Genomic DNA, 3,276 nt, shown 5'->3' with positions numbered 1-3,276 from the left:
GTCTCGACGCTAGAAAATGGCGATCAAATCACTCAGAACATCCTGCCTCTCAATTACACAAAGAACATTGATACCTTCGACATCACTATGACCCGTGGGCTTTGGAATGATTCTTTCCGAACAGTGACGATGGGGGATGAGGAATCGTTCAAGCTTGCCGTTGGTGAATTCAATAACGGGGAATCTTCCTCAATCTTTGAAGCTCACCGATCAAACTCGACCAAGCTCCTGGTCGTAATCATCTTGTTGCTCATGATTACGGCGATGACTTCAGTGACCATCATGACTTACATGGTGGTTTCGGGTCAGCGACCACCGACCCTGAGCTCACTCACCTGGTCAGCTGCTCTGACTTATTCACTGATCTCCCTACGCGGGCTCATGCCAGGCTCTCCACCTATTGGCATTTTTGTAGACAAGATTTTCTACTTCCCATCTCTAATTGTGACTCTGGTCTGCTCGCTCTGGGTTTTGGTGACCTGGGTTCGCCGTGAAGACTTCCAAAGTTAGCTTGTGAGGGCCTCGGCGTGTCGCCGGTCACAAATAGGGGTCGTTTGAGCGGATTTCCCTTATAAGGGGGCGCTCGCATAGAATCACCCTTCTGTCCAGCAAGAAATCCACAGATTTTCGGCTGGGCTGAACCGTGTTCGTTTAATACTGATATAGAAATTGGGTGGCGTTACTTGGCTAGTAAAGATGGTGCGATCGAAATCGAAGGCACTGTGGCTGAAGCACTTCCTAATGCAATGTTTCGTGTTGAACTTACTAATGGACATAAAGTCTTGGCTCACATCTCAGGAAAGATGCGCAAGAACTACATCCGTATCTTGCCTGCAGACCGTGTAATCGTAGAACTCAGTCCATATGACCTAACAAAGGGTCGAATTATTTACCGTTACAAGTAAATAGTTTCGCTAACAAGGAGAATCACGTGAAGGTTAATCCAAGCGTGAAGAAGATTTGCGACAAGTGCAAAGTCATTCGTCGTAAGGGTCGCGTAATGGTGATCTGCGAAAATCTTCGTCACAAGCAGCGTCAAGGTTAATACGTTAACTAAGACAACAAGTAAATAAAAGTACGCGTGATGCGACTTAAGTAGAAATACTTAAGACCCCCGGACCGGTAGGCCAGGGCTCGATAAATATGTCGAGGAGCATCGCGGAGGACCTCCGGATAAAGAACAGGTTGATTAAATGGCACGTCTAGTCGGTGTCGATCTTCCGCGCGAAAAGCGCATTGAGATCGCACTCACCTATATCTTCGGAATGGGTCTTACTCGTTCCCACGAAACGCTGAAGGCAACTGGTATTTCACCAGATACTCGCGTTAAGGATCTGCAAGAAGCAGAACTCGCACAGCTTCGTGAATACATCGAAGCTAACTACAAAATCGAGGGTGATCTTCGCCGCGAAATCGCTGGTGACATCCGTCGTAAAGTTGAAATTCAGAGCTACCAAGGTATTCGTCACCGTAAGGGACTTCCTGTACGTGGTCAGCGCACACATACAAACGCACGTACTCGCAAGGGTCCTCGTAAGGCAATCGCAGGCAAGAAGAAGGTGACTAAGTAATGGCCGCTCCTAAGTCAAAGACCGCTGCCGCAGGTAAGGGCAAGGTAAAGCTCCGCAAGAAGGAGAAGAAGAACATTGCTGTCGGTAAGGCTTTCATCAAGTCAACCTTCAACAACACAATCATTTCAATTACTGATCCAACCGGTGCAGTAATTTCATGGGCTTCATCAGGCCAGGTTGGTTTCAAGGGTTCACGTAAGTCGACTCCATTCGCAGCACAGCTCGCAGCAGAAGCAGCAGCTCGTCGCGCACAGGAGCACGGCCTCAAGAAGGTAGATGTTTTCGTTAAGGGCCCAGGCTCAGGACGCGAAACTGCAATTCGTTCACTACAGGCAGCAGGACTTGAAGTTGGAGCTATCTCAGATACAACTCCAGCTCCACACAACGGTTGCCGTCCACCAAAGCCACGTCGAGTTTAAGGAAAGGGAGAGAATAAATGGCTCGTTATACCGGAGCAGACTGCAAGCGTTGCCGTCGCGAAAAAGTAAAGCTCTTCCTCAAGGGCTCAAAGTGCGATGGACCAAAGTGTCCGATCGAATCACGTCCATATCCACCAGGACAGCACGGCCGCGGCCGTTCTAAGGAATCTGAGTACCTACTCCAGATGCGTGAAAAGCAGAAGTGCGCACGTATTTACGGTGTACTCGAGAAGCAGTTCCGTGGATATTACGAAGAGGCTAACCGCAAGCAGGGCAAGACAGGTGAAAACCTTCTCGTCATTCTTGAGACTCGTCTCGACAACGTTGTCTTCCGCGCAGGTTTCGCAAAGTCACGTGACATGGCACGCCAGTTGGTGCGCCACGGACACTTCCTTGTGAACGGCAAGAAGGTCAACATTCCATCATTCCGTGTTTCTCCAATGGACATCATTGATGTTCTTCCAAAGTCACACGACCTCACACCATTCATCGTCGCTAGCGCCGAGTTCGGTGAGAAGGCTGTTCCAGCATGGATCGAAGTTGTGCCATCACAGATGCGCATCATCGTTCATGGTGTACCTGCTCGATCAATTATCGACACACAGGTTCAAGAGCAGCTCATCGTTGAGCTCTACAGCAAGTAATTCATTTTCAGTAGCTAAATAAGGAAATCAAATAGTGGGTTTCCGTGAGAAGAAAGAGGAACAACAGTGCTAATTGCACAGCGTCCAACACTTAGCGAAGAAGTAATTGGCGAGAACCGCTCACGTTTCATCATCGAGCCTCTCGAGCCAGGTTTTGGTTACACACTCGGCAACTCAATGCGTCGTACATTGCTTTCATCTATTCCAGGTGCAGCAGTAACAAGCATTCGCGTTGCAGGAGCTCTCCATGAGTTCACAACACTCGAAGGCGTTAAGGAAGATCTCACTGATATCGTCCTTAACATCAAGAACCTTGTTCTCTCATCAGATAACGATGAGCCTTCAGTTGTTTACATCCGCAAGACCGGTGCAGGCGCTGTTACAGGTGCTGACATTGCAGTCCCATCAGGTGTAGAGATTCATAACCCAGAGCTTCACATTGCAACTCTTAACGACAAGGCAAACCTTGAGATCGAACTTACTGTCGAGCGCGGCCGTGGCTACGTAACAGCAGTTCAGAACAAGGCAGCTGGAGCTGAGATTGGTCGCATTCCTGTTGACTCAATCTATTCACCAGTCCTTAAGGTCACATACAAGGTTGAAGCAACTCGTGTAGAACAGCGCACAGACTTCGATCGCCTT

General features: G+C 48.7%; 7 protein-coding genes. All 7 read left to right on the top strand.

The window, feature by feature from the left end; translation table 11 throughout:
* On the top strand, positions 1-510 hold a 510-nt coding region (locus tag ACKOVI_RS00890), incomplete at its 5' end, for a DUF8686 domain-containing protein (RefSeq protein WP_509601904.1).
* 173 nt (positions 511-683) lie between these two features.
* A complete protein-coding gene (gene infA / locus ACKOVI_RS00885) occupies positions 684-905 on the top strand; it encodes a translation initiation factor IF-1 (protein ID WP_017955276.1) in 222 nt (73 codons plus the stop codon).
* A gap of 26 nt (positions 906-931) precedes the next feature.
* Positions 932-1,045: a 50S ribosomal protein L36 gene (gene rpmJ / locus ACKOVI_RS00880; RefSeq protein ID WP_017955275.1), complete on the top strand. Its 114-nt coding sequence runs from the start codon at positions 932-934 to the stop codon at positions 1,043-1,045.
* 148 nt (positions 1,046-1,193) lie between these two features.
* Positions 1,194-1,571, top strand: a complete 378-nt coding sequence (gene rpsM, locus ACKOVI_RS00875; RefSeq protein WP_509601902.1) for a 30S ribosomal protein S13 — start codon at positions 1,194-1,196, stop codon at positions 1,569-1,571.
* Positions 1,571-1,990, top strand: coding sequence for a 30S ribosomal protein S11 (gene rpsK, locus ACKOVI_RS00870; RefSeq protein ID WP_509601900.1), 420 nt, complete (start codon positions 1,571-1,573; stop codon positions 1,988-1,990). Before rpsM ends, rpsK begins: the two co-directional genes overlap by 1 nt.
* 17 nt (positions 1,991-2,007) lie before the next feature.
* A complete protein-coding gene (gene rpsD, locus ACKOVI_RS00865; RefSeq protein ID WP_509601898.1) occupies positions 2,008-2,634 on the top strand; it encodes a 30S ribosomal protein S4 in 627 nt (208 codons plus the stop codon).
* 66 nt (positions 2,635-2,700) lie between these two features.
* Positions 2,701-3,276 (top strand): DNA-directed RNA polymerase subunit alpha (gene rpoA / locus ACKOVI_RS00860; protein WP_509601896.1); only part of this gene is annotated, 576 nt, incomplete at its 3' end.

Source organism: Candidatus Planktophila sp., assembly GCF_046070465.1.
Taxonomy (GTDB): domain Bacteria; phylum Actinomycetota; class Actinomycetes; order Nanopelagicales; family Nanopelagicaceae; genus Planktophila.
The sequence above is the reverse complement of the archived record's forward strand: the minus strand, read 5'-3'. Positions and strand labels throughout refer to the sequence as shown.

Excerpts from the sequence above, each read along its gene's own strand:
- rpsK (WP_509601900.1), top strand. The coding sequence starts at position 1,571 with ATGGCCGCTCCTAAGTCAAAGACCGCTGCCGCAGGTAAGGGCAAGGTA.
- rpsM (WP_509601902.1), top strand. The coding sequence starts at position 1,194 with ATGGCACGTCTAGTCGGTGTCGATCTTCCGCGCGAAAAGCGCATTGAG.
- rpsD (WP_509601898.1), top strand. The coding sequence starts at position 2,008 with ATGGCTCGTTATACCGGAGCAGACTGCAAGCGTTGCCGTCGCGAAAAA.